At 62.8% G+C, this 26,547-nt stretch carries 24 protein-coding genes; 12 read left to right on the plus strand and 12 right to left on the minus strand.

Annotation, left to right across the window (positions count from 1 at the left end):
- Positions 1–684: 684 nt before the first annotated feature.
- Positions 685–885, minus strand: coding sequence for a CsbD family protein (locus tag NKI41_RS30490; protein ID WP_023719429.1), 201 nt, complete (start codon positions 883–885; stop codon positions 685–687).
- A gap of 191 nt (positions 886–1,076) precedes the next feature.
- Positions 1,077–2,360 (minus strand): ROK family transcriptional regulator, encoded by a 1,284-nt coding sequence (locus tag NKI41_RS30495; protein ID WP_352453632.1) that lies wholly within the window; start codon positions 2,358–2,360, stop codon positions 1,077–1,079.
- A 196-nt stretch (positions 2,361–2,556) separates the two neighbouring features.
- Between NKI41_RS30495 and NKI41_RS30500 the strand changes: the two genes are divergently transcribed.
- The 4 genes from NKI41_RS30500 (at position 2,557) to NKI41_RS30515 (ending at position 7,998) form a co-directional block, all read left to right on the plus strand.
- Complete coding sequence (locus NKI41_RS30500; RefSeq protein ID WP_352686511.1) at positions 2,557–5,115, plus strand: ATP-binding cassette domain-containing protein; 2,559 nt, start codon at positions 2,557–2,559, stop codon at positions 5,113–5,115.
- Entirely contained in the window at positions 5,112–6,101 is a 990-nt protein-coding gene (locus tag NKI41_RS30505) for an ABC transporter permease (RefSeq protein ID WP_352503590.1), read from the plus strand. Before NKI41_RS30500 ends, NKI41_RS30505 begins: the two co-directional genes overlap by 4 nt.
- A gap of 46 nt (positions 6,102–6,147) precedes the next feature.
- A complete protein-coding gene (locus NKI41_RS30510; RefSeq protein ID WP_352686514.1) occupies positions 6,148–7,149 on the plus strand; it encodes a rhamnose ABC transporter substrate-binding protein in 1,002 nt (333 codons plus the stop codon).
- Between the two features lie 87 nt (positions 7,150–7,236).
- Positions 7,237–7,998 carry a glutamine amidotransferase gene (locus NKI41_RS30515; RefSeq protein WP_352686517.1) on the plus strand — a complete coding sequence of 254 codons (762 nt, stop codon included), beginning with the start codon at positions 7,237–7,239 and terminating at the stop codon, positions 7,996–7,998.
- Positions 7,999–8,110: 112 nt separating this feature from the next.
- On the opposite strand, the gene NKI41_RS30520 is transcribed toward NKI41_RS30515, so the two are convergent.
- The 4 genes from NKI41_RS30520 to NKI41_RS30535 all read right to left on the minus strand — a co-directional run bounded on the left by NKI41_RS30520 (position 8,111) and on the right by NKI41_RS30535 (position 11,363).
- Positions 8,111–8,992 carry a YihY/virulence factor BrkB family protein gene (locus tag NKI41_RS30520; RefSeq protein WP_352503594.1) on the minus strand — a complete coding sequence of 294 codons (882 nt, stop codon included), beginning with the start codon at positions 8,990–8,992 and terminating at the stop codon, positions 8,111–8,113.
- Positions 8,993–9,167: 175 nt separating this feature from the next.
- Positions 9,168–9,572 carry a TadE/TadG family type IV pilus assembly protein gene (locus tag NKI41_RS30525; protein ID WP_023677423.1) on the minus strand — a complete coding sequence of 135 codons (405 nt, stop codon included), beginning with the start codon at positions 9,570–9,572 and terminating at the stop codon, positions 9,168–9,170.
- Complete coding sequence (locus NKI41_RS30530) at positions 9,562–9,981, minus strand: TadE/TadG family type IV pilus assembly protein (RefSeq protein WP_023677424.1); 420 nt, start codon at positions 9,979–9,981, stop codon at positions 9,562–9,564. Before NKI41_RS30530 ends, NKI41_RS30525 begins: the two co-directional genes overlap by 11 nt.
- Positions 9,982–10,007: 26 nt before the next feature.
- Positions 10,008–11,363: a pilus assembly protein TadG-related protein gene (locus NKI41_RS30535; protein ID WP_352686520.1), complete on the minus strand. Its 1,356-nt coding sequence runs from the start codon at positions 11,361–11,363 to the stop codon at positions 10,008–10,010.
- Positions 11,364–11,526: 163 nt separating this feature from the next.
- On the opposite strand from NKI41_RS30535, the gene NKI41_RS30540 reads away from it, so the two are divergent.
- Together NKI41_RS30540 and NKI41_RS30545 are read left to right on the plus strand one after the other, a co-directional pair.
- Complete coding sequence (locus NKI41_RS30540) at positions 11,527–12,852, plus strand: NAD(P)H-dependent oxidoreductase (protein ID WP_352686522.1); 1,326 nt, start codon at positions 11,527–11,529, stop codon at positions 12,850–12,852.
- On the plus strand, positions 12,845–13,003 hold the full coding sequence (locus NKI41_RS30545) for a hypothetical protein (RefSeq protein WP_352686524.1): 159 nt from the start codon (positions 12,845–12,847) through the stop codon (positions 13,001–13,003). Before NKI41_RS30540 ends, NKI41_RS30545 begins: the two co-directional genes overlap by 8 nt.
- Positions 13,004–13,149: 146 nt before the next feature.
- Here NKI41_RS30545 and proC read toward each other — a convergent pair whose 3' ends face one another.
- Positions 13,150–13,965: a pyrroline-5-carboxylate reductase gene (gene proC, locus NKI41_RS30550; RefSeq protein WP_352686527.1), complete on the minus strand. Its 816-nt coding sequence runs from the start codon at positions 13,963–13,965 to the stop codon at positions 13,150–13,152.
- Positions 13,966–14,190: 225 nt separating this feature from the next.
- On the opposite strand from proC, the gene NKI41_RS30555 reads away from it, so the two are divergent.
- The 5 genes from NKI41_RS30555 (at position 14,191) to NKI41_RS30575 (ending at position 18,831) form a co-directional block, all read left to right on the plus strand.
- On the plus strand, positions 14,191–14,928 hold the full coding sequence (locus tag NKI41_RS30555) for a hypothetical protein (RefSeq protein WP_352686529.1): 738 nt from the start codon (positions 14,191–14,193) through the stop codon (positions 14,926–14,928).
- Positions 14,929–14,964: 36 nt separating this feature from the next.
- Entirely contained in the window at positions 14,965–15,099 is a 135-nt protein-coding gene (locus NKI41_RS30560; RefSeq protein WP_023677431.1) for a hypothetical protein, read from the plus strand.
- Between the two features lie 37 nt (positions 15,100–15,136).
- Entirely contained in the window at positions 15,137–16,036 is a 900-nt protein-coding gene (gene folD / locus NKI41_RS30565) for a bifunctional methylenetetrahydrofolate dehydrogenase/methenyltetrahydrofolate cyclohydrolase FolD (protein ID WP_352686532.1), read from the plus strand.
- Positions 16,037–16,052: 16 nt separating this feature from the next.
- Positions 16,053–17,051: a GlxA family transcriptional regulator gene (locus NKI41_RS30570; protein WP_023677433.1), complete on the plus strand. Its 999-nt coding sequence runs from the start codon at positions 16,053–16,055 to the stop codon at positions 17,049–17,051.
- 112 nt (positions 17,052–17,163) lie between these two features.
- The gene (locus NKI41_RS30575; protein WP_352686534.1) at positions 17,164–18,831 is read left to right on the plus strand and encodes a vWA domain-containing protein; all 1,668 of its coding nucleotides are present in this window, start codon (positions 17,164–17,166) and stop codon (positions 18,829–18,831) included.
- 148 nt (positions 18,832–18,979) lie between these two features.
- On the opposite strand, the gene edd is transcribed toward NKI41_RS30575, so the two are convergent.
- From edd to zwf, 3 genes are all read right to left on the minus strand, one after another.
- Positions 18,980–20,803, minus strand: a complete 1,824-nt coding sequence (gene edd, locus NKI41_RS30580) for a phosphogluconate dehydratase (protein WP_352472719.1) — start codon at positions 20,801–20,803, stop codon at positions 18,980–18,982.
- 73 nt (positions 20,804–20,876) lie between these two features.
- The gene (gene pgl, locus NKI41_RS30585; protein ID WP_352472718.1) at positions 20,877–21,590 is read right to left on the minus strand and encodes a 6-phosphogluconolactonase; all 714 of its coding nucleotides are present in this window, start codon (positions 21,588–21,590) and stop codon (positions 20,877–20,879) included.
- A complete protein-coding gene (zwf, locus tag NKI41_RS30590; protein ID WP_352472717.1) occupies positions 21,572–23,041 on the minus strand; it encodes a glucose-6-phosphate dehydrogenase in 1,470 nt (489 codons plus the stop codon). Before zwf ends, pgl begins: the two co-directional genes overlap by 19 nt.
- A gap of 272 nt (positions 23,042–23,313) precedes the next feature.
- Here zwf and NKI41_RS30595 point away from each other — a divergent pair, with 272 nt between their 5' ends.
- Positions 23,314–24,060 (plus strand): SDR family oxidoreductase, encoded by a 747-nt coding sequence (locus tag NKI41_RS30595; protein WP_352686538.1) that lies wholly within the window; start codon positions 23,314–23,316, stop codon positions 24,058–24,060.
- 63 nt (positions 24,061–24,123) lie between these two features.
- Here the strand turns inward: NKI41_RS30595 and NKI41_RS30600 are convergent, their stop codons facing one another.
- Both NKI41_RS30600 and NKI41_RS30605 read right to left on the minus strand, forming a co-directional pair.
- Positions 24,124–24,924, minus strand: coding sequence for an SH3 domain-containing protein (locus tag NKI41_RS30600; RefSeq protein ID WP_352472716.1), 801 nt, complete (start codon positions 24,922–24,924; stop codon positions 24,124–24,126).
- Positions 24,925–25,183: 259 nt separating this feature from the next.
- A complete protein-coding gene (locus tag NKI41_RS30605) occupies positions 25,184–26,470 on the minus strand; it encodes an NAD(P)/FAD-dependent oxidoreductase (RefSeq protein WP_352472715.1) in 1,287 nt (428 codons plus the stop codon).
- Positions 26,471–26,547 lie beyond the last annotated feature (77 nt).

The raw sequence follows: 26,547 nt of genomic DNA on the forward strand, positions 1-26,547 counted from the left end.
GCCAGAGAGCGCTCATCTCATCGTCGTAATATCCAGCAACGCTGATCGGTTCATCATTGTCGTTGTAAGATCCGACCACGCTGATCTGGCGGCGGCGAATCCCGGCAGCCTGAAGTCTGGCCACGGCACGTGCTGCCTGGGCATGGGAATTAAACAGTCTGCTGATTGTTTGCATTACGCCCAGGCCCGACGCCTGTTCGGAGCGTCGGGCCTCTCCTCCCTGGCTTTGAACTCTTCCGCCCGGACGCATCTTCGTCGCGCCAAAGCTCACCACAACGTGAACCAGCCGGCTACGTTCCTCAGCCGGGGCTTCGGTCCAATCCTGGAGTATCCTGCTTGGGACCTAAGTCTGACCAGCTTGGGCGCGCTGAGGCCATGCCGAGCGGGGACGGTCGCCGGCTCGAAGAGAGGGTTCAGATGCTATCGCAGACCCAAAAAGCTCAAAATGGCGATTACGATCACGATCGCGCCGACCAGCCAGATAATGTTGTTCATCATTGCACTCCTTCGCCTCCGGGCGGGGCGCACGCCGGGGCGAAGCCCGCCACGCAAGTAGAATATTAGATACGGCTAAAGGTTCCTCGCGGGGGCCTCACTGTCGAAAGAGCCCACCGCACCAGTCGGCACGGCGGGCGACGCAAAGTTTCACCCCGGTGGGGGCAGAAGACGGAGTTGCGTCCAGGCTCAGCTGATGCTCCTGGACCAGTTATCAACCTGGCGCTCTGCCTCTTCCTTGGCGATGCCATATCGCTCCTGGATACGCCCCAAGAGCTGGTCCCGGTTGCCCTCGATCCGATCAAGATCATCGTCGGTGAGGTCACCCCACTGCTCTTTCGCCTTGCCTTTGAACTGCGTCCATTTTCCCTTGATTTGATCCCAGTTCATATGTTCCTCCTTGCTTCCTAGGCCCGCACTGAAGCGGAGCGCGGACCGATCAGCATTCGATCTCGGTAATGCATGAAGATTAGCAGCCGCTAAAGGTTCCGGTGCCGGCGCAAAAAGCCCGCCGTGCCCGTGCCTGACTGCGAGCTGATGTTGATGATGTCCGGAGCTTGATGCTCTTTCGCGGCACTATCTTATGCCGTTGAAGGCGCTGACCTTCTTGCCGGTTGGCCTTGGCTGGCAAGCCTCGAAAGGCTACCCGGCAGCATTGTTCTGTCCTTGCCGATCATCAGCACGCCGCTGTCGGGCGCCAACAGTGCCGAGAACGGCAGCATCGCCGCGCCGATCGGCGAGGCCTCGGGGCCGAATTGTCCCGAGACGATTTCCGGCGCCACGATGCCGATGGCGCTGATCCTGTTGAACTGGGTCTGCACCTTTGCCAGCAGCTCGAGATGGATCGGCCGCGGCAGGATGCTGTCGAGGACGATCGCCTCGATGTCGATGACGGAGGTGATGGCGATGATCGCCTCGACCAGCGCATTGGCGCAATCGTCGATCCATTCGGACAGCGGTTCGCGCGCCCCTGGCGGCAAGGGGTCGAGTTCGCGCACGCGGTTGATCTCGATGCCGCGCGATTTGAGATGATTGACCAGCACATAGATCGAAGCGCGATGCAGCAGGCTCTGGTAGCGCGCCGGCTTGGCCGCCACCGAATCGAGGCTTGAAGGCGAGACCGGCAAAGGACCGAGCGCGGCGCTGTTGCCGTGCGGCCCGGTGTGGACCTTGCCGCCTTGCACCAGTCCGCCGCCGACAAAGGTGTCGATCGAGATATGCATGAAGTCCCGGAACCGCGCGCCGGTCCCCTGGATGAGCTCGGCGAGTGCGGCCGATGACGCGTCGTTTTCCACGAAGACCGGGGTCTTCGGCTTTGTGGCAAAAAATGTCGTCAGATCGATTGCTTCCCAGCGGCTGCCGAGATCGTCGGGAAAGCCGAGTTCCTCGCTCCAGCCGCCGAGGAAATATGGCGAGGCGATGCCGACGCCGACGATGCTGGCATCGCCAAGCCCCTCGACCAGCTTGTCGAAATTGGCCAGCGACATGTTGCCGGCCTTGAGCACCATGTCGGGATCCGGAAAGCGATATTCGTGCGACTCGCGCGAGCGGACCTCGCCGGCAAAGTCGACGAGCACGGCTTCCAGCGCGCGCCGGCCGATCTTGATGCCGACGCTGTAGATACGCTCAGGTGCAAGTCGGTAGAGAGTGGACGGCGATCCGCGTTGCCCGAACCTTTTTCCCACTTGCTTTACGAATCCGGAAGATTCCAGCCCGTCGACAATGGTGGCGACCGCGGCCGGCGTCAGATTTGCGGCGCGCGCCAGATCGGACTTGGATGCCTCCTTCAGGCGGCGAATGGCATCAAGCACGAAGCGCTCGTTATAATGCCGAACCTTGACCGAATTGCTGCCTTTTCCGGACAAAACCGGCGCCTCCCCATTCATTCCCGCAGAGCCATTCCATCCGCTTGCAGCTTTGAGGCTGCCGCGGGGTCGAGCACTCCAATCGCACCCGTGCGCGACGCGACAGTGCCCTTCGCGGCCATGGAAGTCAATTTTCCAGTTGCGGCATTCGGCCATTTAATATAGCAAATTGAAAAAACAGGACCAGGGAGGAAAGGTGCTGCACTTGGGCGCATTAGGCGAAGCCGACGCCATGGTGAAGAGCGACGCGGCTGTCCCCGTTGCCCTGGTTCAGGCGACAAAAGCCTTCGGCGGCACAATCGCCCTCAAGGACGCGTCCTTCGAATTGCGCTCAGGCGAGGTGCTGGCTCTGCTTGGCGAAAACGGCGCCGGCAAGAGCACTTGCGTAAAGCTGCTGGCCGGCGTGTATCTCCCGACCGGCGGCCATGTCGAAGTCGATGGCAAGCCTGTGGTCTTCCATTCGCCGCACGACGCCCAGGCTGCCGGCATCTCGGTCATGCACCAGCACCCCGGTCTTTTCCCTGATCTTTCAGTGGCGGAGAACATCTATCTCGGCCATATGCCACGCGACCGCTTCGGCGGCATCGACAACGCCGCCATGCTTGCCGGCGCGCGCAGGGTGCTGGCGACAGTCGGCCTCGACGTGCCGGCCGAAACCCGGCTCGGAACGTTGCGCACCTCCGAACAGCAACTGGTCGAGATCGCCCGCGCCCTGTCGCTCGACGCGCGGGTGCTGATCATGGACGAGCCGACGGCCGCCCTGTCGCAGCGCGAGGTCGAGCGGCTGTTCACCGTCGTCGCCGACCTGCGGCTGCATGGCGTCGCGATGATGTTCGTCGGCCACCGCATGGACGAGATCTTCCGCATCGCCGACCGCATCGCGGTGCTGCGCGACGGACGCCTCATTGGCGTCAAGCCGAAGGCCGAGCTTGGCCGCGCCGCTGCCATCGGCATGATGGTCGGCCGCGAGGTCACCGACCTCTATCCGCAACGAAGCCACGCCACCGGCGCACTGGTGCTGGAGGCGAGGGGGCTTTCGCACGCCGGCGGCTTTTCCAATATCGACCTCAAGCTCCATGCCGGCGAGGTGCTCGGGCTCGGCGGCCTGGTCGGCAGCGGGCGGACCGAGATCGCGCGCGTGCTGTTCGGCATCGACCAGCCCGATGCCGGCGAAATCCTGATCGACGGCGAGGCAGTGCGCTTCGCCTCGGCGCGCGACGCCATGGATGCGCGCATCGCCTATGTCTCGGAAGACCGCATGGGCCAGAGCCTGGTGATGGATTTTTCCATCCTCGACAACGCTGTGCTGCCCGTCCTCGACAAGGCAGCCCGCTCCGGCTTCTACGGCACGAACCGCGCGATCAATCTGGTCTCGGACTGGCTGAAGCGCATGAAGCTTCGCTTTTCCGGCTACGCGCAGCCGGTAAAGGAACTGTCCGGCGGCAACCAGCAGAAGGTGGTGTTGGCCAAATGGCTGCGCACCGAGCCGCGCGTCCTCATCCTCGATGAGCCGACGCAAGGCATCGATGTCGGCACCAAGGCGGAAGTGCATGCGATGATCGCCGACCTTGCCGCCCAGGGCATGGCAATCATCCTGATCTCCTCCGAAATGCCCGAGCTCATCGGCATGTGCGACCGCATCATCGTCCTGCGCGAAGGCCATCGGACGGCCGAATTTGCCAGGGGCGAAGCCACTCAGGAAAAGGTGCTGGAAGCAGCGACCAAGGCCGGCGAAAGCGCCGATGCGGCGGCACAGGCCGCCGGCGAGGAGAAGAGAAAAGGACCGCTCGACATACTGAAGCGGCGGGAGTTCGGTCTGCTCGCCGCGATGCTGGCGGTCGCCGTCCCCGTCACCATCATCAACCCGCGCATGGTGAGCGCTGCAAACCTGACCGCCGTGTCGATGGATGCCGCCCTGCTCGTCGTTGCAGCACTCGCGCAGATGCTGGTGCTGATCACCCGCAACATCGACCTTTCGATCGCTGCGGTGATCGGCCTGTCGGCTTACATGGCGGCCAGCATGGTCCAGGCCTATCCAGGGCTCGACATCGGCATTGGCCTGATAACCGCATGCGCCGTCGGTGGCGTCGCCGGCCTGATCAACGGCCTCGTCGTCACCAGGGGAAAGATCCCGGCGATCGTCGTCACGCTGGCCTCGATGTCGATCTTCCGCGGCTTCAACTCGATCTGGGCAGCCGGTGACCAGATCAGCGCCGACGAAGTCACGCAAGCCTGGCTCGACATGACCGGCCTGAAGATCGCCGGCGTGCCGCTGATCGTCATCATCGCGATCGTTATCCTGTGCCTGGGCTACGTGCTGCTCTATCGCACAGCGATCGGGCGCGAACTGTTCGCCGCCGGCTCCAATCCCGACGGCGCGCGTCTTATCGGCATCCCCGTCGACCGCCGCATTCTGCTGGCCTTTGGCATGGCCGGCCTGCTCGGCGGCCTGTGTGGCGCGCTGTGGGCATCGCGCTATGCGACCATCGATGCACGCGTCGCGCTCGGCTTCGAACTCACCGTGATCGCGTCGGCGGTGGTCGGCGGCGTCGCCATCCGCGGTGGTTCGGGCACGCTGCTCGGTATCATCCTCGGCGCGCTCACGCTGCTCGTCATTAAGAACGGGCTGACGCTGGTGCGCGTCGACCCGCTGTGGCTGCAGGGCGTCTACGGCCTCGTGATCCTGGTCGCCATCGGCATCGACACCTTCATCGTGCGGCGGGCCGAGCAGGCAAGACAGGCGAGGGCGCGGTGAAAAAGTTCCTCCGTTCGATCGACTTCTGGGATCTGCTGCTGGCGACCTCTTGCTTGGCCATCTTCCTCTATGCCGCGATCTTCGTGCCGAATTTCGTTTCCGGCTTCAATCTCTCGCAACTGGCCGCCAGCGCCTCGGAAAAGGCATTGCTGATCCTGCCGATGACGCTGCTCATCATCACCCGCGAGATCGACCTGTCGATCGCCTCGGTGCTGGCGCTGACGTCCGTCGTCTTTGGCTTGCTGGTCCAGGCCGGTGTGCCGACACTTGCCGCAATCCCGTTGACGCTCGTCATCGGCGGCCTGCTCGGCGCCTTCAACGGCTATCTGGTCTCGGGCCTCGGACTGCAGTCATTGGTTGTGACGCTCGGCACCATGGCGCTCTATCGAGGCATTGGCTACATCCTGCTCGGCACCGGCTCGGTCAACATCCTGCCGCCCGCGGTCGTCGATTTCGGCATCAACAACCTGCCTGGCACCGAGATACCGTGGACCATCGTGCCCTTCCTGGTGCTGGCGCCGGTGTTTGCGGTCGTGCTGCAGAAGACGCCGACCGGCAAGCGCATCTACGCGCTCGGCGGCAGCCCCGAGGTGGCGCGCTATTCCGGCATAAACACGCGCCGGATGGTGCTGAACCTGTTCGTCGTCTCGGGCGTCGTCGCGGCGATGGCCGGCATCGTCTATACCGCGCGCCTTTCCAACGCCCGCGCCAACAATGCGCTCGGCATGGAGCTCGACGTCATCACCATCGTGCTGCTCGGCGGCATCAGCGTCTTTGGCGGCAAGGGCCGCCTGACCGGCGTCATGCTGGCACTGGTCCTGATCGCCATCATCCGCAACGTGCTGGCGCTGAACCAGATCGGTGGCGACGCGCAGGGCATGATCATCGGCCTGCTTCTGATCGGCTCGCTGCTGATCGGCAATTACTGGCGCTCCACACAGGAGATGCTCAGCAGATCCCGCGCAATGCGCGAGACAAAGGGGTGATCTCGGGCCCCTTCCTTCAAGCCCGAATTTTGACGGAGGAGTCACAATGAAAGCGTTTAGATTAGCCCTGCTCGCATCCGCGGTTCTGCTTGCGCAAAGCTCGCTGGCCTTCAGCCAGGAGTGCGCCAAGGAACCCGTAACGGTCGGTTTCCTGCCCAAGCTCGACACGGATCCCTACTTCAAAGTGGCCTTTGGAGGCGCACAAGAGGCAGCCAAGGAAATTGGCGGCACCGCTACCCAGGTCGCCCCATCGCAGGCGACCGCCGAGGCGCAGATCGAATTCATCAACAGCCTTGTCTCGCAGAAGGTCGGAGTCATCGCAATTGCCGGCAACGACGCCAACGCCGTCGCGCCTGCGCTGAAGCGCGCCGTTCAGCAGGGCGTCAGGGTGATTTCGTATGACTCCGATGTGGCCGCCGATGCGCGTGCGGTGTTCGTCAATCAGGTGAAGGGCGACAGCCTCGCCGAGATGATGCTCGAAAGTGCATTCGCCCTCAGCGGCGGTGAAGGCGAATTCGCGATCCTGTCGTCGACGCCGACGGCGACCAACCAGAATGCCTGGATCGACTTCATGAAGGCGAAAATGGCGGCCGAGCCGAAGTTCTCCAAAATGAAGCTGGTGCAGGTGGCCTATGGCGAAGAAAGCGAACAGATCAACCAGCAGCAGGCATTGGCGCTGGTGCAGGCGTTTCCCGATCTCAAGGTGATCATCGTCCCGGCAGGCATCGGCCTTCCGGCGGCCGCGCGTGCACTCGAGGAAGCGGGCATGATCGGCAAGGTCAAGCTGACCGGCCTCGCGCCGGCCACTCTGATCTCGAAATACATCAAGGACGAAGCGGCTCAGGATATCTGGTGGAACGTCACCGATCTTGGCTATCTTACCTATCAGACGGCCCAGGCGTTTGCGCAATGCAAGATCACCGGCAAGGAGGGTGAGAAGTTCACGGCAGGCAGGCTCGGCGAATACACGATTGGCGCCGGCGGCGAACTGATCCTTGGTCCGGCCAAGATCGTAACTCCCGAAAATCTGGCCGAATTCAAATTCTGATCCTGTAGAGCTTGAGTTCTAGGGGGCGCCGGTCCATCCGGCGCCCTTCCCAAAAACCTCTCGAAATGAAAACAGTGCGGGGCGGCAATGAAGATCTTGCTTGCGGGCGAAACCTTTGCGGCGACGACGTCGATCGCCATCGGCAGCGACGTGCTTACAAGTGCGGCCTTGACAAATGGCGCGACGGCCTTCAATGCCGCGCTGGCCACTGAAGGCATCGCGGTCACGCAGATCGGCGGCGAGCGTTGCAGCGCGGAGTTTCCCTATGACCTCGATGGGCTCGCCCAATATCAGGCGGTGGTGATCTCCGATGTCGGCGCCCTGACATTGCTGGTGACGCCGGATGCCCGCGCCGGGCGTGTCGGCGTCAACCGCCTCGATGTGCTCAAGGCCTATGTCGAAGGTGGCGGCGGGCTGATGCTGGCCGGCGGTTACATGGGCTTTCAGGGCATGTTCGGGACGGCGCGTTTCCACGACACCCCGGTCGAGGACGTTCTGCCGGTCCGTTGCCTACCCTACTGCGACGGCATGGAGGTGCCGCAAGGCCTGCAGGCCTCCATCCTGCAGTCGTCACATCCGATTTTTTCCGGGGTGGAGGGGCCTTTGCCGCCGATTCTCGGCGCGAACAAGCTGGAATTCAGGCGCGACGGTTCGTCCCGGCTTCTGGCGACCTGCCACCATCGCGGCACCGACTGGCCGCTCCTTGCCGTCGATAGCCATGGCCGCGGCCGCACGATTGCCTGGGCAACCGATATCGGCCCGCATTGGCTCTCGCAGGATTTCCTCGCGTGGCCGTTCTACGGAAGACTGATGGCGAATATGGTCCGTTGGCTTGCCGGCAATGAATGAGGAAGCCGGACACTAGGTTTGACCCAGTGCGGTTGTCCTGGCGCGGCCGATGCCGCGCGAGGCGCCGGTGACCACCACCACCTCGTCGGCTAGGTCGAATTTCGGCGTGAACTCATTTGCCATGCAATTCCACCTTGTTCTTCAAATCGGACCGGCTGCCATGTCGAACCGAATAGGCTCGCGTGAATTCGGCGCCCAGCAGAAATATCTCCGCTGAATAATAGACCCATAACAGCACGACGAGCAGGGCGCCGGCCGCGCCGTATGATGATGAGATGGCGCTGGTTCCGATATACCAGCCAATCAGCGACTTGCCGATGGTGAACAGAAACCCGGTGACCGCGGCGCCGATGCCGACATCGCGCCATTGCAGGCTGCGGTCCGGCAGCACCTTGTAGATTGCGGCAAACAGCAGTGTGATCAGGGCAAACGAGACGATCCCGTTGATGGCGCTCAGGATGATGGTGCCGAACGGCAGGTCGGCGTTGATGACCTCTCCGAGCGCCGAAATTGCAGCGCTTACGACCAGCGACACCAGCAGCAGGAAACCAAGCGCGGCGACCAGGCCCAGGCTTGCAATGCGTGCCCGCACCATTCGTGAAATCGTGGCCCCGCTCGGTTTGACTTTCCAGATTTCGTTCAGCGCCAGCTGCATTTCGCCGAACACGCCGGATGCGGCGACGAACAGCGTGACCAGCCCCAGAATGCTGGCAAGGGTTCCCGCTTCCTTCTGCGAGGCGTTCTCGATCGTCGCCTGCAGCAGCTCGGCACTTTGCGGCCCCATCAGGCCAGCAATCTGTGCCGAAAGGGCGAGTTGCGCCGCCTCGTGCCCGAAGGCCATACCGGCAATAGCGACAACGATGAGCAGGATCGGCGCAAGCGAGGTCGTGGCATAAAACGCTATCGCCGCCCCATGGCTCAGCGCATTGTCGTCGATGAAGCCGATGACGCTCTGCTTGAGGAGCCTCCAGCCCTCTGCTGCCAAATTCCACATGTAGGCCTCGCATGCCTGTCAACAAACAAGTAGCGGCCGCGCAGCGCTGGGCGAGGGGTGGGGGCTCGGCCGGAACAAAGCCGGCAACGGCGCGCTGTACAAGGCGATCGCCTATAAAGGCGGCGTGCAGCGAACATCCTGCGAAAGGTGCCGCTCGACTGGCCGGGGGACGTGCTCACGATGCAATCAGGGGAACTGTGACAGTTGTCTGATAATTTATCGGATATCGGTTGAAATACGGGAACTCGATCACGAACGCATATTGGGCCGTCAGATGTGCCATGCGAAAGCCGCCGCTGGGGGCGTCGATTGCTATTGTTACATCGACGTCTTTCAATCCCAAATCCAGTAATTTTTCCGTGGCAATGGCTTGGATCTGGGCCTGCGTCAGCGAGTTCTTCATTTGCAGCGCACGTGACGACGTTTCCAGCGTGTACCGAACACTCGACATAGCATTCAGAGCCCAGCCGAATGCAAAGATGCCGATCAAAAGCATTATCAGAAAAGGCGCGATCAGCGCGAACTCTAATGCAGCTCCGCCTGATGCATCCCCCGTGAAAGCTCTCGACTTAGCGGACACGAATCACCTGTTGATGACTGAGTTCGCGCGAGAGGGAAAACGCGCCAAAACTGAAGGGCGGTGACCAGGTGGCTGTCGCCTGTATTACGAGGAAGACCGAGGGGGCTTTCAAAGTGTCGCACAGGACCGATGGATCGGCCACGATGTTCCCGCACATGTATTTCCGGCTCACTGCCACCTGCGCGCCATCAGGATGGTTTTCCCAGCTCGAAAGAGCGACAGCTTGGATGGTCGTATCCTCGACTGCTCCTTGCATCACGAGGTTCGCCGCGGTTTTGACGCCTGCACGCATCGACAATGCGCTCGAGACAAAAGACCAGCCGTCGATGATGCCAAGAAGTACCAGGCAAAGGGCGGGCAGAACCAGCGCAAACTCTACCGCGGCAACACCCGAATCACTCCGGAACATCCGGACTTGTAGCCGATCCACGAAAACTACTCGACAAGCTGAACGGTTTGCGTGGCCGGAATGTCTCGCATTCCAAGGCTCGTGCAATCCTGAATGATGTTTGCGTTGCCGGACCATTGCACGGTACTTGCGACGACCTGCGTGCAACCACCCTTGCCCGAGAAATTGCCGAGATAATTGACGCCCTGTGTTGGAAAATACAGAGCGCCGGTCAATAGCGAATCCGCCGTGCCATTAAACGTGTTGGATCCCGCCAGGTTGGCTCTGTCGCCATAGAACAGCACACCTGAATAGGTGCCCGACGTCGGTGCGCTGAGCTTGACGGTCGCCGTGCCGTTCATGCTAACGCCGGAGGTATCGGCCAGATAAATGACGACACCCTCGCCGGAAATATTTGCATTCGAGCTCGCTTTGAAATCGCCTCCCTCAATGACGTATATCCCGGGCGAGAGGGTTACATTGCCGCTCAAGCTGAGCCCCTTGCAGTATGTTCCAGGTTGCAAGGTTGACTGATTGCCGTTTTGACAAGGGTTCGTGGCCGGCGGCGCCGGCAGGTCGGCAAAAGGATCAGCAGCGGGCAGCGCCTGAGTTATCAGGCTGGCGCAAACGGTCTTCACGACGTTGCTCAACGAAACACCGCCTGCCGATATCAGGCAATCGACATCAAGGCTTGCCGATCCCTGAAGTTTGATGGCGTCCGGAGCTATCGAATTCGACATGACGGAGCAGCCTGTCAGTTTTGTGGTCGAACTGCCGGAAAAGAGCGCCGCTTTCGAAGCGGAAGGATCGACCGTCAAAATGCAGGCTTTTGAAGCATCCGTAATAAGAGCCACCGCCCTTGCTTGTGCGCCAACTGCGTTTTGCGTGAATATCGACGTAAAGAACCGATCGAGGTTCTGATGAACGACTACCTCAACCGCTTTTTTTCCGACATTTGGACCGGCTGACGGAGGCGAGAAGACCTCTATTGTACCTGCTGACGGTCCCCAGCCGTTCGTGGTCGCTGACGCTGTCGCTGCGGAGACAATCTTTGGCGTGTCGGATCCCGAAACCTTTTCCAAAGCGCCAGCATAGGCCGCCGCATCCGCCACCGCTTGTAGCCTCAGGCTGCTGTAATACCAATAGGAAGTCTCGATACCGAGGCCCGCACCGCCGACGACAATCGGCAAAGACAGAGCAAAAATAGTAGCAACGTTGCCGCTCTCGCCGATCGGTCGCATAGCGCGGAAAAAACACCTAAAAATGCGGGCACGCCAGTCCATTTCCCTATTAAAGCAGGATTGCATAAAAGAATGACTAAGAATTTCCGTACATTTCTTGGCTGCGATCCATCCGGGCTTAACGGCCCGTTGCGCCGCTTCAATGCGGGCCTTTGGCGCCACAGGACCCTCGTTAGTCCTTCGGCCGGGTGCATGTCTTCATAGGAACAATTCTGGTTTCCGGGGTCATGCGCAAGAAAAGACCGCCGCGGCCGGTTTCGATTGGCAATGGGTTGCCGTTCCCTGCTATTCCCGCTTCAAATCAAAAAGCAGTGGACGTTCCAGTATGACCAATGTCGCCTTGACCGGGCTTGCCCGCGATCTTGCCAAGCGCGCCGCGGAAGGCCGCCCGGTGCGCATCGGCGTTATCGGTTCGGGCGAGATGGGCACCGACCTGGTGACTCAAGGCATGCTGATGCCGGGCATTTCGGTTTGCGCGATCTCGACGCGCCGCCCGCATACGGCGCGTGACGCCATCCGCATTGCTTATGGCGACCAGGCGATGGCAGCCGAAGCGGACAGCGCTTCGAAGGTCAGCCAGGCGATCGAAAGCGGCAAGATTGCCGTCACCTCGAACGAAATGCTGGTCACCAATCCGCTTATCGATGTCGTCATCGATGCCACCGGCAAGCCCGGGGTCGCCGCCGATTTCGACCTGATGGCGATGCAGCACGGCAAGCACCTGGTGATGATGAATGTCGAGGCCGACGTTACCATCGGCTGCTATCTAAAGCAGCAGGCCGACCGGCTCGGCGTCGTCTATTCGGTCGGCGCCGGCGACGAGCCGTCGAGCTGCATGGAGCTGATCGAGTTCGCCTCGGCGCTCGGCTACACCATCGTCTCCGCCGGCAAGGGCAAAAACAACCCTCTCAACCACGACGCCGTTCCCGACGACTACCGCGAGGAGGCACTGCGCCGCAACATGAATCCGCGCATGCTGGTCGAGTTCGTCGACGGCTCGAAAACCATGGTCGAGATGTGCGCCATTGCCAACGCCACCGGGCTGGTGCCCGACGTTCCCGGCATGCACGGCCCCAAGGCCGATCGCGACGAGCTGGTCAAGGTGCTGATCCCGCGCGAGCAGGGCGGCATTCTGTCGAAGAAGGGCGTTGTCGACTACACCGTCGGCAAGGGCGTGGCGCCCGGTGTCTTCGTCATCGTCGAGGCGACGCATCCGCGCATCATCGAGCGCATGGACGATCTGCATATCGGCCACGGTCCCTATTACAGCTTCTTCAGGCCCTACCATCTGACCTCGCTGGAAGTGCCGCTGACGGCCGCTCGCATCGCGCTTTACGGCAAGCCCGACATGGTGCCGCTGCCGCGGCCGGTGGCCGAGGTCTGCGCGGTGGCCAAGCGGGATCTGGCGGCAGGCGAGGTTTTCGATGCGATCGGCGAGACCTGCTACCGCTCCTGGACCATGACCGTCGAACAGGCCCGCGCCCATCGCGCCGTGCCGGTCGGTCTGCTCGAAGGCGGCAAGGTGCTGAAACCGGTGAGGAAAGGCGAATTGCTAACCGCCGACAATGCCGCGCCCGAACCGACGACCGGGCTGTTCGCCTTGCGCCGGCTGCAGGACGAGATGCTGTATGGGAATCTTGGTGATGGCTGAGGTCCGTGAATCCGAGTTGAAGCGGGAAAATGGACGCCTTTCTCTGGCAGAGCGGCTCGCGGCCATTGTCGATGATCTCAAAGCCAAAGCCGGCAAAGACGGGCGGCCCCTAAACAAGGACGAGATCGACGACTTGTGGGGACATCGCTGATATCTGTCGACATTCTAGGCTATCGCGATTTTGATGTCGGCAGGACAGTGGAGGGCGCGAAGGAACGCCGCGTAACGGCTTTCTACCGGTAGCTAATGCCGACAGGAACGATCGATCGTCACCGCCGACCGGCTCCCCCAGAAGCCCTACCTCCCCAGCTCGATAGACCGCAGCCGCGCCGCTTCCACCGCCTCGGTGAGCAGGCGCGTCAGCCGGTCCTCGCCCATCAGTACTGCAAGGGCCGCAGCCGTGGTGCCGTTGGGGCTGGTCACCTGCTGTCTGAGCACGCCCGGCTCCTCGCCGCTTTCGGCGGCCAGCGAGGCGGCGCCGTAGACCGTCTGCATGGCCAAGAGCTTGGCAGTCCCGGTCGGCAGGCCGGCTTTCTCGGCGGCCACGGTCAGCGCTTCGATAAAATGGAAGATATAGGCCGGCCCCGACCCGGAAACCGCCGTCACCGCGTCCATCAGGGCCTCGTCGTCAATATCGGCCACTTGCCCGCTCGCCGAGAGCAGGTCGGCGACGAAACGTTTAGTCTCGTCGGAAACCAGCCTGTTGGAAAACACCACCATCATGCCCTTGCCGATCGCCGCCGGCGTGTTGGGCATGCAGCGCACGATCGGCGCGCGGTCGCCGAGAATACCTTCAAACGTGGCCACCGGCGTCCCGGCGGCGATGCTGAGGAAGGTGGTCCGGCCATCGTTGAAGCGGATGTAGCCAGCCGTGACGTCGCGGATCACCTGTGGCTTGACCGCAAGGACGACGAGGGCCGGCACGGCGTCCGCCGGTATGGCGCCAGCATCCGCGCCGGCAGCGCAGCCCAGTGCTTCGGCACGCTTGCGCAACTCGGCATTGGGCTCGACCACGAACACCGCAGCCGGAGCGAGCTTGCCGGCTTTCAGCCAGCCCGAGAGCATGGCATAGCCCATATTGCCGCAACCGGCGAGAACAAGCCTGATCGTCATCGAAAGCCTCCCATAGAGATGGCTTCCCCATAGACGTTCGCGGCAGGGCGGGGAAGCCCTGTTGGGACCGTGATCAGGCGGAAACCCCGACCTTGCGGTTGGATGCGCATGTAGTCGCGCAGCCGCGCGGCGACCAAATTAATCTTTTATTTCCTATGCCTGTTTAGCATCGCTTAACCAGTGGCGGTCGCTAGGTCCCAGCCCGAGGGGAAGGCTCCAGAAACCATGGCTTATAGGAAAAATCGTGAACACTGGAGGAACGAGCAGTCCTTGCTGTCGCTCGTCGAGGCGGTGCGCGGCGAGGACCAAGCATCGCTGGTTTCGCTAGAGGACCGCGCAGGCCCGTCATGGCGCGAGGATGCCGCCACACGCCATCGTCTTGCCCGCTCGCGCCGCGAAGCGCGTGCCAGTCCGATCCTGTTGTTAGCCGCCGGCATAAGCCAGCCCGATCCTGATGAGCCAAAGGCCGGCACCATACTGATGGAAGAGGCTGCAGCTGCCGATGGGTTTTTCGACCCCGCTGGCTCCCTTGGCGGCCCCGATGCCGGTTCCGCCGATCACGCAGCATACCGGGCAGCGCCGCCTCCCGCTCAGCCGGTCGAGGTCGCGCGTACCAAACGTTCTGGTCCGATCGGTGCCGTGTTGTCGGCGCTGAGCCGGCTCATGCCTGGCAGAGCGCCGGAGGAGATGGCGTCCGGTGAGACTTCCGCCGCGACAAATTCCACCGCAGCGATGCCACCTGCGTTCCACCCGCAGCCGCTCTATGCCGATCGGGCACCTTATCCGCAGCAACCCACGCCGCCGCATTCGGCCCATACTCAGGCCTGGTCGAGGAAGGCAAATCAGGCCTCGGAAGCCGCCGATCAGCAAAGCCAGATCGAGGAAATCCGCGTCAGCCTGCGCGAATTCCGCGAGGCGGTTCGCGAGCTCACCGAAAACCGCACGCATCGCCGCTATTTCTGAGCGTCGAATAAAACATGCCGATTTCGAGTTAACGGCATGGGACGGCGCATTGACGGGATTGCCCGGCTCGATTTTCGTGAAAATGCCGCGCTGCATGTCCGCCCGCAGCGCATGGTTCTGGGCAACGGCCTGCATAAAAGATATCTGGAGCGCGCCGCATGGATGTTTTAACGCGGCAGGCTTACGCGATCGGCGTCGAGGGTGGTTCATGGCTGAGTTGATTGACGGAAAAAGCGTCGCCGAAGACGTGGTGCGGCGGGTCAAGGCCCTGACCGCCGAGCTGGCGGAAAAGGGCGGACGGCAGCCCGGTCTCGCCGTGGTCATCGTCGGCGAGGATCCGGCGAGCCAGGTCTATGTCGCCTCCAAATCCCGCACCGCCAAGGAATGCGGCTTCCATTCGGTTCAGCACACGCTGCCGGCCGAAACCTCCGAGCCGGACCTGTTGAAGATCATCGGCCAGCTCAACGCCGATCCGGCCATCAACGGCATCCTCGTGCAGCTTCCGCTTCCCGGCCATATCGATTCCGGCAAGATCATCCAGACCATCGCGCCGGAGAAGGATGTCGACGGCTTCCACTTCATCAATGTCGGCAAGCTCGGCACCGGCGAACTCGAGACCGCCTTCGTGCCTTGCACGCCGGCCGGCTCGATGCTGCTGATCGAACGCGTGCGCGGCAAGGACCTGTCCGGTCTCAATGCGGTCGTCGTCGGGCGTTCGAACATCGTCGGCAAACCGATGGCCAATCTTCTGCTTGCCGCCAACTGCACCGTCACCATCGCACACAGCCGGACCAGGGACCTGCCGGCGCTTGCCCGCACCGCCGATATTCTGGTTGCAGCCGTCGGCCGGCCTGAAATGGTCCGCGGCGACTGGGTCAAGCCTGGCGCCACCGTTATCGATGTCGGCATCAACCGCGTCGCCGCACCTGAAAAGGGCGAAGGCAAGACGCGCCTCGTCGGCGACGTCGCCTTTGCCGAAGCAGCGAAGGCGGCCGGCGCCATCACGCCGGTGCCTGGCGGCGTCGGGCCGATGACCATTGCCATGCTGATGGCCAACACGCTAGCTTCCGCCTATCTCGCAGCCGGATTGAAACGGCCTTCCTTCTGACCAGAAAGCAGCGTCCTTGCCGAACCTCACTGTTCCCTTAGAACGGCCGGTCACCAATGATCCCGTTCAGGGCGGGCGGCAGTTCGGGTTTCTGTTGGTCGACAAGTTCTCCATGTTCTCGCTGGCCGCGGCAATCGACACGTTCCGGTCGGCGAACCGGCTGCTCGGCCGCGATTTCTATGGCTGGACTACGGTGTCGGCCGACGGCGACGCCGTCATGGCGTCCAACGGCCTGCCGCTCAAGATCGACTACGCGGTTGCCGATCTGCCGCCGGTCGATATCCTGTTCGTCTCGGTCGGGCTGACGACGGAATTTCCCGGCAAGAGCAAGGTGCTGGCAGCGCTGCGCAGTTGGGGCCGGCGCGGCAATGCGCTCGGCGCGCTTTCGGTCGGCTCCTATCTGCTCGCCGAAGCAGGCCAGCTCGATGGCTATCGCTGCACCATCCATTGGGAAAACCGCGCCGGCTTCCTCGAACGCTTTCCGGACATCAACTGCACCGGCAACGTCTTCGAGATCGACCGCAAGCGCTACACCTGCGCCGGCGGCACCACATCGATCGACCTGATGCTGGAGATCGTGCGCGGTGATTTCGGCTCGAGCCTCGCCAATGGCGTCGCCAACCAGTTCCAGCATGAGCGCATCCGCTCGGCCGGGGACCGCCAGCGCGTCGGGCCGGAACGCGACCTCACCGGCAAGTCGGAGAAGCTGCGCCGCATCGTCGAGCTGATGGCCGACCATCTCGACGAGCCGCTGTCGGCGGTGCAGCTCGCCAAGTCGGCGGGCCTGTCGGTGCGCCAGGTCGAGCGCCTGTTCCTGCGCCATCTCAGTGTGACGCCCGGGCGCTATTATATGCGGCTCAGGCTCGAGCGGGCGCGCGAATTGCTGCGCCAGACCAACATGCCGATCCTCGACGTGGCAATCGCCACCGGCTTCACCTCGCATTCCTATTTTGCCCAGAGCTACCGGCTGCAATTCGGCCGGCCGCCTTCCGAGGAACGCCGCACGGCCTATTGAGGGTTTGGCAGAGAGGCGACGCAGCTTCGTACTCCGTCCGGGCTTGTGTCGCGACCCGGCGTCAAATAGCGTTCCGGCGCCGAGCGGCGGCGACTGACGGGGGAGATTTTTGATGGCGGGATTTGTGCAGAGCGTCGCTGCGGCGGCCCTGTTGCTGTGGACGACGGGGTTCGGCTTCGCCGCCGATCGCGTCATCTTCATTCTCGATGCCTCCGGCTCGATGTGGGCGCAGATCGACGGCAAGCCCAAGCTCGAAATCGCCCGTCAATCGCTGCGGAACGTGCTGCAATCGGTCCCGGCCGAGGAGGAAATAGGCTTCATGGCCTATGGCCATCGCGAGAAGGCCAGTTGCGACGACATCGAACTCATCGTGCCACCGCAGGCAGGCTCGGCAAGTGCGATCTCAGCCGCGGCCGACAGCTTGAAATTTCAGGGCAAGACGCCGCTGACCGCTGCGGTGAAGCAAGCGGCGGAAGCATTGAAATACACCGAGGACAAGGCGACGGTCGTTCTCATCACCGATGGCATCGAGACATGTAGCGGCGATCCCTGTGCGCTCGGCAAGGAACTGGAGGCTGCTGGCGTCGACTTCACCGTCAATGTCGTCGGCTTCGGCCTGACGGCGGCCGAGGGCAAGCAGGTCGGTTGCCTCGCCGACAATACCGGCGGCAAATATATCGAAGCGTCGGATGAAAAGGCATTGCAGGACGCCCTCGTCGAGACCGTTGCGCCTCCACCACCCGCCCCTGAACCGACTCCCGCCCCGCAGCCTGCTCCCCAGCCGGCGCCCGCCCAGCCGGCGGAGTCCAATTTCGCGCCCACCGTCGTGCTTGCCGAGGGTGGCGATCCCGTCACCGACGGCAATGCCTGGGAGATCCACAAGGCGAATTCCGACGGCACGCGCGGCGATCCCGTCACCACCGAATATGGCACCTACAAGGGCAATCTGGAGCCGGGCGACTATATCGTCGTCGCGCGTGCCGGCGAGGCCAGGGCCGAACAGAAGATCAAGATAGAGCCTGGCCAGGTCGCCAAACCGCACTTCAACCTGAATGCCGGCACGCTGGTCATCCACCCGCGGCCAAGCGAAGGAGCGGACGTTGATGACGGCGCGGCTGTCGTAATCGGCTATCCCGGCGTCGACACCCCGCCGACCTATTACGGTGACACGAAAGTCGTGCTGCCGGCCGGTGACCAGAAGGTGACGGTCACGATCGGCCAGGGCATGGTTATCGAGACGATCCCGCTTGCCGCCGGCAGGGTCATCGACAAGGACATCATCGTCGGCGTCGGGCGTATCGTCGCCAACGCCTATTATGCTGCCGGCGGCGACAAGGCCGAGGGTTCTGGCGTCGGCTTCAAGGTGCTCCAGGCGAAAAAGAACATCGACGGAACCAGGCAGGAGGTGACCTATGCCTACGGTCCGGACAGCAAGTTCGATCTGCCGCCCGACGATTATGTAATGGTCGCGACGGTCGACCTTGCCGTGGCCGAGCAGCCGTTCAGCGTCAAGGTTGGCGACCATCAGGATCTGAAGATCGCGATGAACGCCGGCATGCTGACGATAACCGCGCCAGGGGCCTCGAAGATCGAGATATTCGAGGCCAGGAAGGCCATCGACGGAACCCGCAAGTCGGTCGGCTACGCCTACGACCAGAAGTATCAAGCCACCCTGCCGGCCGGCGACTACGCGGTGGTTTCGGAGAAATCGGACAACAGCTCGAGGGAAGGCACCGTAACGGTCAGGGCCGGCGCGCGAGCCGAGCTGACGGTTCAGTAGATCTAATGCATGTCGCGCAAAAGTGTGCAGCGGTTTTGCGATAACGACATGCATAAAAACAAGATCCTAAAAGCGCGTCGCGTGAGGCCGATCGAACGCCACGCGCTTTAGGAGAGCGGCCACCAGCCGCTCTTCCATGGTCGAAAAGTCACGCCGTACCGAAGGCGCTGGCGCCATGGTCGGCGCGTCCCACCAACTGCCGGAACCCGGCGAAAAGCTCGCGGCCGAAGCCGAATTCATTGCCTATGAGGTCGCTGTCCGCGGGGCGGCGCAGTGCGAAATCGCCGGCTGGCACCAGTACCTCCAGCGTCCCGGCCTCGGCGTCGAGCCTGATGATATCGCCGTCGTGGATCCTGGCGATAGGCCCGTCCTCCGCCGCTTCCGGCGTCACGTGGATCGCCGCTGGCACCTTGCCTGAAGCGCCCGACATGCGGCCGTCGGTGACCAACGCCACATGCTGGCCGCGGTCCTGCAGGATGCCGAGCACGGTGGTCAGCCTGTGCAATTCCGGCATGCCGTTGGCCTTCGGTCCCTGGAACCGAATGACGGCGATGAAGTCGCCGGTCAGCGACCCCGCCTTGAACGCCTCGTTCAGGCCTTGCTGGCTGTCGAACACCTTGGCCGGCGCCTCGATGACGCGCCGCTCCGGCTTGACCGCCGATGTCTTGATGACGGCGTGGCCGAGATTGCCCGAAAGCACTTTCAGACCGCCGCTCGGCTGGAACGCCTTCTTGAACGGTGCCAGCACCTTCTCGTCCCCGCTCTCGCGCGGCGAAGCCTCGCGCACGACGCCGCCGTCGGCGCCGAGCCTGGCCTCGACCGCGTAGGGGCGCAGCCCTTCGCCCCACACCGTCTGCACATCCTCGTGCAGGATGCCTGCGTCGAGCAGTTCGCGGATCAGGAAGCCGAGCCCGCCGGCGGCGTGGAAGTGGTTCACATCGGCAAGGCCGTTCGGATAGACTCGCGCCAGCAGCGGCACGGCTTCCGAGATGTCGGAAATATCCTGCCAGGTAATGGCGATGCCGCCCGCCGCTGCCATGGCGATCAGGTGGATGGTGTGGTTGGTCGAACCGCCGGTGGCGTGCAGGCCGACGATACCGTTGACGATCGAGCGCTCGTCGATCATCCGCCCGACCGGCGTGTAGGCGTTGCCGAGCGCGGTGATCGCCAGCGCCCGCTTCGTCGCTTCCCTGGTCAGCGCGTCGCGCAACGGCGTGCCAGGATTGACGAAGGAGGCGCCAGGCGTGTGCAGGCCCATGATCTCCATCAGCATCTGGTTGGAATTGGCGGTACCGTAGAAAGTGCAGGTTCCCGGCCCGTGATAGGATTTTGATTCCGCTTCGAGCAGTTCGGCCCGTCCCGCTTTGCCCTCGGCATAGAGCTGGCGGATCTTGGCTTTTTCGTCGTTCGGAATGCCGGTCGTCATCGGCCCGGCCGGGATGAAGACCGCCGGTAGATGGCCGAAGGTCAGCGCCGCGATCACCAGCCCCGGCACGATCTTGTCGCAGACGCCGAGATAGACGGCGGCATCGAACATGTTGTGCGACAGGCCGATTGCCGCGGCCATGGCGATCACGTCGCGCGAGAACAGCGACAGCTCCATTCCGGGCTGGCCCTGGGTGACGCCGTCGCACATCGCCGGCACGCCGCCGGCCACCTGGGCGATGCCGCCGGCCTCGCGCGCCGCATCCTTGATCAGCGCCGGAAAGGTCTCGAAAGGCTGATGCGCCGACAGCATGTCGTTATAGGAGGTGATGATACCGAGGTTCGGCACCCGGTCGCCGCCAAGTGCCACCTTTTCGGAAGGGCTGCAGACGGCAAAGCCGTGGGCCAGGTTGCCGCAGGACAGCACGGCCCGGTTGGCGGTGCGGTTCGAGGCTTCGGCGATGCGGCCGAGATAGGCCTCGCGACCGGGCTTGGAGCGCTCACGGATGCGCTGGGTGATGGCTTCGATATCGCGTCTTGCGGTCATGGCGGTCGGTCCTTTCAGGCGAGGTCCCGCAAACACCTTCCGGCTGTTGCCGGGACCTGCAGCCAAGTTGAGATCAGGGTGCCCAGAAAACCTCTACGGGCTTTTGAGTGGCATCGAGCACGGCGCGAATGGGCTTTCGTGTTCCAGGTCCAAGCGCGGCCTCGAATGCGCTGCGTTTTTCCGCGCCCTCGATATGCAGCGCGATGAAGGCGGCATTGATGATCCGCCCCAGTGACAGCGTCAGCCGTGGCTCGCCGGCGCTTGCCGCGTGAACCGGAAGCACGATCCTTTGCGACGACGGATCGAGCAATCTTGCCAGGTTGTCGGCATCCGGAAAGAACGAGGCGGTGTGGCCATCAGTTCCCATGCCGAGCACAACGACGTCGAGTGGCCAGGGCAGCACTTGCAGCGCCTCACTGTCGGAGACCGCTGCACCCTCGATACTTGCCGCGGCGTGGTAGAGCGGCACGAAATTCGCGGCGGCGGCCGCGTTCTGCAGCAGGTTGGCGGCAACCAGGCCGGCATTGGAGCGCGGCGATGAGGGCGGCACGAAGCGCTCGTCGACCAATGTTATCGTCACCTTTTCCCAGGCGATCGGAACGGTCGAAAGCGCCGCGAAGAATTTCGCCGGCGTCGTGCCGCCCGAGACCGCAAGCAGCGCCGTGCCGCGCTCGGCGATCGCCTTTGACAGACGGCCGGCGACGTGGCCGGCAAGCGCTGTCGCCAACTCCTGACGTCCGGCAAATTCGTGCCAGTTGTAGGCGCCGCCTAATTGCTCTCGTGCCATGTCCGCCCGTCGCGTTCGATCAGCGCAATCGAGGCCGAGGGACCCCATGTGCCGGCGGTGTAGCCTTGCGCCTCTTGCCTGCCGCTCTCCCAGGCGTCCTGGATCGGGTCGATCCATTTCCACGCCGCCTCGACCTCGTCGCGGCGCATGAACAGCGTCTGGTTGCCACGGATGACGTCCATGATCAGCCGCTCATAGGCATCGGGGGCGCGGCCGTCGAAGGATTGCGCAAAACTCATGTCGAGCGGAATCTGGCGCAGCCGCATGCCGCCCGGCCCCGGATCCTTGATCATGATGAACTGCTTGACGCCCTCGTCGGGCTGCAGCCTGATGACTAGCTGGTTGGCGGAAATCGGCCCGGCGCTCTCGCCGAAGATCGAATGCGGGATCGGCTTGAATTCGATGACGATCTCCGAAACGCGGGTCGCCAGCCGCTTGCCGGTTCGGAGGTAGAACGGCACGCCCGCCCAGCGCCAGTTGCCGATCTCGGCCTTGAGCGCAACGAAAGTCTCGGTGTTGCTGTTCTTGCCGAGTTCCTCGACATAGCCTTTCACCGGCCCGCCGGCCGAGGCGCCGGCACGATATTGCCCGCGCACCGTGTGCTTCGGCGCTTCGTTGCCGTTAATGCGCTTCAGCGCCCGCAGCACCTTGAGCTTTTCGTCACGGACGGCATCGGCGTCCATCGACGACGGCGCCTCCATCGCGACCAGGCAGAGCAGCTGCAGCATGTGGTTCTGCACCATGTCGCGCAATGCGCCGGCCTTGTCGTAATAGGTGACGCGGTCTTCCAGGCCGACCGTCTCGGCCACGGTGATCTGCACATGATCGACATTGGCGGAATTCCAAAGCGGCTCGTAGAGTGCGTTGGCAAAGCGCAGCGCCATCAAATTCTGGACCGTCTCCTTGCCGAGATAGTGGTCGATGCGGAAAATCTGGCTTTCATGGAAGTCGTCGCCGACCAGGTCGTTGAGCGCGCGCGCCGAAGCGAGATCGCGGCCGATCGGCTTTTCCAGCACGATGCGCGAATTCGGCGTGATCAGCCCGTGCTCTTTCAGCTTGTGCGAGATGTCGCCGAACAGCGCCGGTGCCACAGCCAGATAGAAAGCGCGGATGTGTTCGCTGTCGCCGATCGCCTTCTTCAGCCTGTCGAAGCCGGCACCTGTGGTTGCGTCTGCCGGGATATAGGAGAGCCGCGCGAGGAACGTCTTCAGTTCCGTGGCGTCGATATCCTCCGGTTTCACATGATCGGCAATCGCCTGCCTGGCGAACGACTGGAATTCCTCGTCGGTCATCTTCGAACGCGATGTGCCGATGATGCGCGTCGGCTCGGAAAACTGGTGGTCGCGCTGCCGGTGGTACAGCGACGGCAGAAGCTTACGTTCCGAGAGGTCGCCGGTGCCGCCGAAAATGATGAAGTCGAAAGGGTCGACGGGAATGATCTGGCTGGTCATGGTCTGTCCGCTGTGACGCCGGTCGCGATAACGCGGCTGATATAATCTAATCGATTTAAACTTGCCAGTGCCATTGCGTCACATCCGCGTGTGCTCTTGACACCGGCGCTGGCCGGAGGCTTGTCGGCAAGCGATGCTTCCGGAGCCTTCGCAGTTGCAGCATAGAGCCGGATGGCAGCGAAAGCCAAAGGAGAAATCGTCGATGGACGCACATCTTTCGATGGCCTGGCCAAACGCGTCATCGATCGCTTTCAACGATGAGTGAGAAAAGCATGCGCCTCAAAAATAAGGTCGCAATCATCACTGGCGCTGCCTCGGGCTTTGGCGAGGGCATGGCCAGGCGCTTTGCCGAGGAGGGCGCGCGGGTAGTCGTCGCCGATCTGAACGCCAAGGGCGCAGAGCGCGTTGCCGGCGAGATCGGCGAAAAGGCGATCTGGACCCAGACCGACGTCTCGCTGCGGTCCGAATTCGACGACATGGTCCATGCCGCAATGAGCGCCTTCGGCCCCATCGACATCATGGTCAACAACGCGGGTTACACCCATCGCAACGGTGACATGCTGGAAGTCGACGAAGCGACCTTCGACCTGATCACATCAGTCAACATGAAGGCGATCTACCACGCAGCGCTTGCAGTGGTGCCGGTCATGGAACGGCAAGGCGGTGGCGTCATCCTGACGACGGCCTCCACGGCCGGTATCAGACCGCGGCCCGGCCTCACCTGGTACAATGCATCGAAGGGCTGGGCGATCACCGCGACCAAATCGATGGCGGTGGAACTCGCGCCGAAGAACATCCGCGTCAACTGCCTCTGCCCAGTTGCCGGCGAGACCGGCATGCTCGCGAAATTCATGGGCGCCGACACACCCGAGATCCGCGAGAAGTTCCGCGCGTCGATCCCGCTCGGCCGGCTTTCGACGCCGCTCGACATAGCCAATGCCGCGCTTTGGCTTGCTTCGGACGAAGCGGCTTTCATCACTGGCGTGGCGCTGGAAGTCGACGGCGGACGTTGTATTTGAACGGCCGGGGCCTCCGGCGGAGGACTGGCTGACGGCGAGCGACCCGCAATCGCTCTGCCGGCCCTACGCCCCGGTTTTGACGTAGCTCTTGTAAATCCAGCCGCGCTTGCCGTTGTAGACGATCTGGCACCATTGCTTGCAGCTCATCACTTGCACCGAGGTCTTGGCCGGCACGGTGAGAATGGCGGCCGCATTCTTTTTTGGGCCGGTGCGCATGGTGACGGATCTCAGGATGCGTCCGGTACCGGCAGTATTGGCTCTTCCGGAATTTGCCTTGGTGCTGTTGTCGTCTTCGCTCGCGGTCTGCGTCGGCAGTTGCGGCTTGGGCGTGGGGATGGCGGCGGTCTGCGCGCCATCGGGCCCGCTGTTTTTCGTTGAGCTGCCGGGAGCCGCGACCTTGGCAAACAATGCCGCAGCGTCGGGTTTTGCTGCCGGGTCGGCGAATGCCACCGAAGCAGACGATTTATCGGTCGCCTGCTCGGTCTGGCTTGCCAGCTGGTCGGATGCTGCCGTGGCGGCGGCCGATGCCGTCTTTGGCCCTGTCCAGCGCGGATCGTTGGGAGCCAGCGCTGGTATCTCGGCTTCCGCCGCGGCCACCGCTGGGGAAACCGCATCTGCCTTGCCCGTCGTCCGCGGCGCCGCAGCAACCTTGGCAGGCATGATCTTCGTCGTCTTGACCGGGATGGTCGGAACGATCTGCTCAGGACTTGCGGCCGCTTGTCGCTCATTTGCCGGCAATGCCAGCCACAGTGCCACCGCGGCAACGCCGAGCAGTGCGACCGTGCCAAGCGCGGCTATCACCAGATGCGCGTTCGACCGGACCCCGTGCCAGAACGTCGGCCGCATATCGTAACCGAATTGCATCGCAAGGCGCCGTCGTTCCGGCGCGCCGAAACTGAAGGGCTCTCTCACACTTGCCACCTCCATTTGCGGGCCGATGTTCTTACGACCCATGCCGGAGAGCCGGCATTTCGATCGGCATCGGTCCCAAACCAAAAGCGGGCAGGCCCGCAAAAATTCCCCGTTCAGCTGCCCACGAGCATCATCTTTCGCCCGCGATTGTGGCATCACTGCGCCCTTGGCGGGAATTCTGCGCCCTGGTTAAGGATTCTGCAACGTCTGGTTAGATCCTGTCCCGCAACGCGTACCAGTTGAGCGCAAGGAAGAGCAGTGGCGCGCGCAAACGCCGGCCGCCGGGGAAGGGTGGAATTTTCAGGTCCTCGATCAGCTTCAGCCGGTCGCGGTTGCCGGCGACCGTCTCGGCATAAAGCTTGCCGAAAAAGTTCGACAGCATGACGCCGTGGCCGGAATAACCGCCGATCGAGGTCACATTGGGCATCACTTCGCGCACGAACGGCTTTCTCGGCACGGTGATGCCGACATAGCCGCCCCAGCCATGAGTGATCTCGACGTCCTTCAGTGCCGGATAGATCTCGGCAATCTGCCGGCGGATGTGGATGTGGATGTCCTTGGGATCGTTGACCGCATAGATCTCGCGCCCGCCAAACAGCAGCCGCCCATCCTTCGATTTGCGGAAATAGCGCACGACGAAGCGCGAATCGTCGACCGCCTCGCCACCCGGCAACACTTTGGAATCGGCTCCCAGCGGCACCGTCGCGCCGATGAACGAGCCGATCGGCATAATATGCGCGGCACTCACCGGTTCGAGCGTGCCGCCATAGGCGTTGACCCCGATCAGGCATTTAGCGGCGGTGATCGTGCCCTTCGGCGTCACAACCCTGACCTTGCCGCCGCCGGAGGTGATGCCGGTCGACGGCGTCTGCTCGAAAAGCTTTGCGCCGGCCTCTGCCGCGACTTTCGCGGTGCCGATCACCAGCTTCAGCGGATGGACATGGCCGGTGCCGGTGTCGCGGGTGCCGCCGAAATAATGCGTCGAGCCGAGCCGCTCGGCAGTCTCCGCGGCATCCATGAATGAGATGTGCGGATAACCGAACCGGTTTGCCATGATCTCGGCATGCGCCTTGTAGTCGTCGACATAGCGCTTCTTGTGCGCCACCGACATCTGGCCGGGCATATAGTCGATCTCGATCTGGTGCATCGCGGCAAAGTCGAGCAGATGCGCCTTGGCCTCTTCGGCAAGGTCGAACAGCGCCTTGGCGCGGGAAAAGCCGTATTCCGCTTCCAGTTCCTCTGCCCAGGCCCGTTGTCCGGTGCCGAGCTGGCCACCATTGCGGCCCGATGCGCCGTCACCGAAACGATGCGTTTCGATAAGCACGACATCCGCGCCTGTCGTGGCGAGATGAGCCGCCGCCGACAGGCCGGTAAAGCCGCCGCCGACAATCACCACATCGCATGTCCGGTCGCCGTCGAGCGCCGGATATTCGGGCCTTGGCCCGGCCGTGTCTTCGTACCAGGAGCGGCCGGGGGAGATTGGGGATTGGTAAGTCATGATGCTCGGCTAGGGGAGTAGGGCAGTAGGGCAGTAGGGCAGTAGGGCAGTAGGGCAGTAGGGCAGTAGGGCAGTAG

This window comes from Mesorhizobium sp. M0601 (assembly GCF_040320845.1).
In the GTDB taxonomy this organism is placed as follows: Bacteria; Pseudomonadota; Alphaproteobacteria; order Rhizobiales; family Rhizobiaceae; genus Mesorhizobium.